The sequence below is a fragment of the Bacteroides ndongoniae genome (assembly GCF_900108345.1).
In the GTDB taxonomy this organism is placed as follows: Bacteria; Bacteroidota; Bacteroidia; order Bacteroidales; family Bacteroidaceae; genus Bacteroides; species Bacteroides ndongoniae.
On sequence record NZ_FNVV01000011.1, the window covers coordinates 1 to 5,813 of the forward strand.

Sequence of the window (5,813 nt, forward strand, 5' to 3'; positions counted from 1 at the left end):
TCTATCTCTCCCCGTCCCCTTTGCTAATTTCGCGCTGGGGAGGGTGTTCGATAGAACAGCAAGAGGAAACCGGGCAAGCCCTGTTTTTTCCTCTTGCCCTACGGGGTTATGCTTTGAAAATCAAAGCATTAGAAAAATTAACCGCTATATGTTGGTTATAACGAATAAATATACTATCTTGTAAACCAATTAGTTAGTATATTAATTTGTTATAATAAGCCTTATAATTATATGGAAAAAGACAGTAAAACAACAGTAGCGGTAGAACGTACTACTTTTGCTAAACTTGACCGTCTGGCCAAGGCAAACAGTGTGTCAAAAATGGAGTATATTACTCATGCCATAAACTACTTTGAGAAGTACGGTATAAACCCGGTCGAGCATGAAAGCCCGGCACAGGAAATGCAGAAGCTTATCAAGCGCATGGACCAGGTGTTCGCATTCCTGAAGAAACAGGAAACGGATCTTGTGCGTCCGGCTTGTGAAGCTCTGGCCGGAGCCAGCACACAGATAACCATAAGCCTTTCATCCTTACTTTCGGAAGAAAAGTTCAGGCGGTTCCTGAAGGAGAACAAGGAACTGCTTGCCGGGATAATCAACAGTTCCGACAACAACGGCAAGGCCATAGGCAGGGCAGAAAAAGCGGTGCGGGATGCAGATTCAACTATCAGGAAGAACCAGGATATTATCTTCAAGCGGATAGAAGCCAGCGAAACGGCACAGATTAAAGCCTATAAGCATATCGTTTCCTTCCTCGATGCAAAAGGAAAGACCGGGCTGCTCGATGATATAAACAAAGTCTATGAGAGGGAAAAGGAAAGGAGGGGGCTATGAACATAAAGATTCAGGGTGGCGGTTCCGGAACTTATGCCAATACAGGGAGCTGCACAGGAGTAACGACCTATCTCCAGCATGAGGATCTGGAGCGCATGAAGAACGGCCGGGAAGTGCAGCCGTTTTTCAATAACTCACGTGACTACATAAGCGCACAGGAAGTAACCTTCAAGATAGACAACAACAAGGCAAAATTAAGCCGGAACGATGCGAAGTTCTATGTGATCACGGTAAGCCCTTCCAGCCGGGAGCTGGAGAAAATGGGCAAGACAGAGAAGGAACAGGCTGAAGCCATGAGAAGGTATGTCCGTGATGATGTGATGCAGCACTATGCGGAAGGGTTCGGAAAAGGCCTGAACAAAGAGGATATCGAGTATTACGGAAAGATCCATTTCGAGAGGAAGGGAGCCGACCGGTACGACATGCACGCACATATCATCGTCAGCCGGAAGGACAGGAGCAACACCAGGAAGCTAAGCCCAAAGACCAACCACACCGGGAAGAAGAACTGCGGAAACGTGAAAGGCGGTTTTGACAGAACAGATTTTTTCCGAAAGTGTGAAACCTCATTTGACAAGCGCACAGGGTATGACCGGGCACCGGAACAGACCTTCGACTATCTCAATACCATGAAGAACGGAACTCCGAAAGAAATCTTCCAGAAAAAGGAGTGGGCGGAACGTGTGAACCATGAACGGCTTGAGAAGATGAAAGCCGAATGGAGCCGGGATCTTCAGGAACAGCACCAGGAACAAGGCCGGGAAGAGAGCCAACAACAGGGAAACAGTATATCCCAAGTTCCGGAAATCAACCAGGCACCGCAGCGGAAGAAGCAACAGGAGGAAGAAATCGACCAGCCCAGGAAAAGAAGCCGGGGTTTTGGAATGGGTATGTGATTTTATTCTGAGAGTATGGACTTAGTGCTGTTCACAAAGAATTTTTGCCGTTCACAAAACAAATTTGCAGATATCCGGAAAAAGTTACAGGAGCCAGTTGCTCAAAACTGTCCCGGTATTGTGCCGTTATAATTGCAGAAGAAAACGGAATTGCTTATATTTGTAGAACTCAAGCGTAGGCTCTGGCAAGCCCATTGCGGAAACGCATGGGGAAAATGGCGGCTGGTTTCGGTCGCCATTTTTATTGCCCACAAAAAAGGGGCACTCTTGCCCCCATGTATTTCCTCATATCTTCACAGACTGAAATACTAAAACAACAATAAAATAAAAGCTAAAAGGGGGTATCAGTCCTCACCGACTGAGGGAAAGAGGAAAAAGACTTGCCCTAATAGAATTTATTTATTTATTAACATATGTCCTATGGGAATGTACTCCATAGTTAGCCACAAAGTTATAAAAAAACGGCAAAGTTCCAAAGCATACAAGAGACTTGATCCCAGAACTCAATCTTGTACTATTGATACAGGAAATGCACATAGCAATTATTTTCACCCACTGTTTCATAGAATCCCAACTATCAGAGAGTCTGCAAGACTACAATCTTTCCCTGATAGCTTTGAGTTTCAAGGACAAAGCGCAGAGATTCTTCGATAATGGTCGTAGAAATCGGAGTTTCTTCGATTGTTCTTCGACTTCTTACAGCAAACAAGGGGGTTCTTTCTGAAGGATTCGTTATATTTGCACCGATAAATTGCAATTTTATGGTCACTTATTTTGATGCATGTGAGATTCTTGAAATGCTGTCTGAAGCATCTGTAAAGGTGTTTCTGGACGGCGGTTGGGGTGTCGATGCACTTATAGGCAGAGAAACAAGAATACATAACGACATCGATCTGTTCGTAGAGAAGAAAGACTATGGTAAGGCCATATCCGTGATTACCTGGAAGGGATACAGAGAAGTTGTAATGGACTATACGACCGATAGCCATACTGTCTGGAAAGATGACAACGGAAGAATAATCGATCTGCATTGTTTCGAATATGTCGAAGATGGAATTCTATATGACGGATACACTTTCCCAAGCGAAACTTTCTCAGGTAAAGGAAATATCGGGAATATTGAGGTAACATGCATAAACCCGGAGGCACAGGTACAGTTCCATCTTGGATATGAATACGATGAAAATGATGTCCACGACGTCCTGTTATTATGCAGAACTTTCAATCTTGAGATACCGGAGCAATATAAAACTCACATCTGATTCAATATGCTATGATTACTGATAGTTATGATATTGAAACTGAACCAATGATCAATCTGTTTGATTTCTACGGCAGACGTGGAGATTTTGCAGATATATGCCTGATAATATTCTCGAAGGAGATTCATCGGCATTTACTTGATTCCTACGAATCTGAAATTATTGCAACTATGCCGGCTTGCAATGGCGATACGCATATCTATAAAACAACTTATAAAGGAGTTACGATAACTTTCTACCTGTCAGGAATAGGTTCAGCAGTAGCATCCTCTCAATGTCATCTTGCAAGCTGGCTAACTGGAGCATCAAAGTTCATTATGTTCGGTTCCTGTGGCAGTCTTGACCGTACAACCACACAAGGTAGATTTATCATACCGACACAAAGTTACAGAGGGGACGGGTGTTCATATTATTTTGCAGCACCATCCGACTATATTGATATAGCCGCAAGCAAGGAACTTTCCATAATTTTCGACAAATTATCTGTACCATATATTACAGGTAAAATATGGACGACAGATTCGATGATCAGAGAAACAAAAGGACTTGTACGCAAACGTATGGAAGAAGGGTGCATCGCTGTAGAAATGGAATTGGCTGGAGTTCAATCTGTGTGCGACTTCTACAATTTGAAGTTGTATGCTTTTTTTGAAACAGGTGACATTTTGGATACAAATGGATATGAAGCCAAAGGCTTGAACAATGCCAACCATAGTTTAAACAAACTTTATATTGCTTTAGAAACGGCAACCTACATCTGAAGTATATCAGAATTGTAAATTCCCATTTAGCGGACTATATAAAAAGTATTCCATAACCATCTATACGTGGTTTACGGAATGCTTACTTTATAACAATTAGGTTTACACTCGTTTATTTTGACGGTGCAAAGTTACTCATGCTATCTGGCTCCCACAACGGGCAATAGTGCACATTTTCAAGAAAATGACGTTTTCAAGAAAAAAAATATCCCTACAAACTTAGACTATGCCAAGTTTCGTAGGGATTTTGGAGGGTATAAACATTAGATTACTTCGTCCAGTGGTAGTGACTGTCGAGCATCAGGAAGATAGCCAAGCCGAAAATAACGAGTCCAAGGACAAAGAAGAACCAGAAGAAATACTGCACATAGTGTCCGAGGTAGGTTCCGTCGTACTCCTTGTACCTTTCCTGAACCCTTCTACGTTCTTCATAAAACATTTGATTGACCTCACGGATATGCTTCTGCATCTGAGTGGTCATCCATTCATGTTGTTTGTCGAACATGTCCTGAATCTTCTTCCAGTCAACATCATCGACTCTGACTGAAACCTTCAACTTGGTTGGGGCATCCTTCAGAACATTGTCAATGTGGGTATTGATGGTGTCAACCTTACCACTGATAGTGTCAACGGCATTGCCAAGAGCAGTCTGAGCTGAATTGTACTTACGGATGGCAGACTCCAGTTGAAGAGTTGCATTGATCCAAGTGTTGGTCGCTTTGTCAATGTTCTCACTCAACTGCCTGAGTTCAGGCGCACGACTGACAACAGCATCCTCGGCATCATGCTCTTCAATCTCTTCCTGGACTTCGTTCATCATGTCATCGAAGTCAGGCTTCTGCTCGTCATCTTCGATGAGTTCTTCTACATGTTTTGTTCTTCTCATTGATATGTAGGATTTGTCTAACGGTGGAATGAACGTCTTTTCTGCGGTGGCTTGCACATGGCATGAGCCATCTGGAGGCAACGGCGAGCCCGCTCACGCTCGTCTTCGTCATCATCCTTACCCCAACCAGAGGAAGGAGCAGAACCACCACCGCCACAAGATTCGGACACGGTTGTTGCTGCATCAATCATATCAAGGAAGAGAAGCATACCTACATGAGAAATGTCCTCTCTTGATGCAGTCATATCAGAATCAGGAACCTGAACCTCATTGAGGAAGATGTCCTTGACCGTGTTCGGAATATAGATTCTCTTCATTTCACCGCTAACATTGACATTGAAGGCAGTCTTGGTAGCAACTGGCAATGGCTTAGAATTGGACTGGGTAGGTTTCGTTGTCTGAGCAACAGGGCGAGCAGGGCGAGCCGGTGAAACGGAAGGTGAAGCAGGTCGCATCTTGACCTGAGTAGGCTTAGGATGCATCTTCTTCCATGTGGCTTCAAGCTGTGATACCATGAACTTTCGACCGATGGCAGAAGCCTTGAACACTGAGGCATTCTTGCCGATGGTGTAGCCCACAAGTTTGCAGTTAGTAGTGTCATACCTTGGATTGACCTCATAGCCTCTCATGCGAAGCATATCAAAGTAACGGTCAATGTCGAAACTATCCATCTTCTGAAGGGTATATTCGCAAAACTCCGCTATATCTTGTTGGCGCATTTCACGAACCTCCTGAGGTTGCTCCCAACCATGCCTTGCGTTGATAATTTCCGCAGCCCTTATTGCTCTGATGTGAACATCGTGAACATCGTTGGTCTTGCCGTCATTATCCACACGGCAACAGTCAAGATGCAGGTGAAGGGTTCCAGACTTGGAATCCCGATGCAAGGCAGCAACAAAGACCTGTTATGGGCAAAAAAAGGTGCACTTCAAATTGAAATGCACCCGATTTTTGGGGTTTACATCTTCACAGATGCGTTTGTTCAATTACGGCATCGGCTCGAGCTAAAAGCCTAGCTTCACAAAGTTATGAAAAAGAACCTAAGTTCCAATCGTTATGCCGTTTTTCTACCTATTTTCTACCCGACTGGCTGTTACAGTTCTGTATTTACTTTGATTTTCCCTATTGTTTTTTGTTCGTCACGTACACGGCAAAGTTCCCGGTGTGCTTTTTC

Annotated in this window: 8 protein-coding genes; 6 read left to right on the forward strand and 2 right to left on the reverse strand. The window is 43.8% G+C overall.

Annotation, left to right across the window (positions count from 1 at the left end; translation table 11 throughout):
* Positions 1-231 precede the first annotated feature (231 nt).
* The 5 genes from BQ5591_RS00290 (at position 232) to BQ5591_RS00305 (ending at position 3,753) form a co-directional block, all read left to right on the forward strand.
* Complete coding sequence (locus tag BQ5591_RS00290) at positions 232-834, forward strand: BfmA/BtgA family mobilization protein (protein WP_007844274.1); 603 nt, start codon at positions 232-234, stop codon at positions 832-834.
* On the forward strand, positions 831-1,730 hold the full coding sequence (locus tag BQ5591_RS00295; RefSeq protein ID WP_071147994.1) for a DUF5712 family protein: 900 nt from the start codon (positions 831-833) through the stop codon (positions 1,728-1,730). Before BQ5591_RS00290 ends, BQ5591_RS00295 begins: the two co-directional genes overlap by 4 nt.
* A gap of 426 nt (positions 1,731-2,156) precedes the next feature.
* Positions 2,157-2,384 (forward strand): DNA cytosine methyltransferase, encoded by a 228-nt coding sequence (locus BQ5591_RS20540; RefSeq protein ID WP_235301828.1) that lies wholly within the window; start codon positions 2,157-2,159, stop codon positions 2,382-2,384.
* Positions 2,385-2,491: 107 nt separating this feature from the next.
* Positions 2,492-2,992 carry a nucleotidyltransferase domain-containing protein gene (locus BQ5591_RS00300; RefSeq protein WP_006743465.1) on the forward strand — a complete coding sequence of 167 codons (501 nt, stop codon included), beginning with the start codon at positions 2,492-2,494 and terminating at the stop codon, positions 2,990-2,992.
* A gap of 11 nt (positions 2,993-3,003) precedes the next feature.
* The gene (locus BQ5591_RS00305) at positions 3,004-3,753 is read left to right on the forward strand and encodes a nucleoside phosphorylase (RefSeq protein WP_006743466.1); all 750 of its coding nucleotides are present in this window, start codon (positions 3,004-3,006) and stop codon (positions 3,751-3,753) included.
* 268 nt (positions 3,754-4,021) lie between these two features.
* Here the strand turns inward: BQ5591_RS00305 and BQ5591_RS00310 are convergent, their stop codons facing one another.
* Complete coding sequence (locus tag BQ5591_RS00310; protein WP_005812828.1) at positions 4,022-4,639, reverse strand: hypothetical protein; 618 nt, start codon at positions 4,637-4,639, stop codon at positions 4,022-4,024.
* A gap of 17 nt (positions 4,640-4,656) precedes the next feature.
* On the reverse strand, positions 4,657-5,358 hold the full coding sequence (locus BQ5591_RS00315) for a hypothetical protein (protein WP_235301824.1): 702 nt from the start codon (positions 5,356-5,358) through the stop codon (positions 4,657-4,659).
* A gap of 81 nt (positions 5,359-5,439) precedes the next feature.
* Here BQ5591_RS00315 and BQ5591_RS21255 point away from each other — a divergent pair, with 81 nt between their 5' ends.
* Positions 5,440-5,655, forward strand: coding sequence for a hypothetical protein (locus BQ5591_RS21255; protein WP_159434396.1), 216 nt, complete (start codon positions 5,440-5,442; stop codon positions 5,653-5,655).
* Positions 5,656-5,813: the final 158 nt, after the last annotated feature.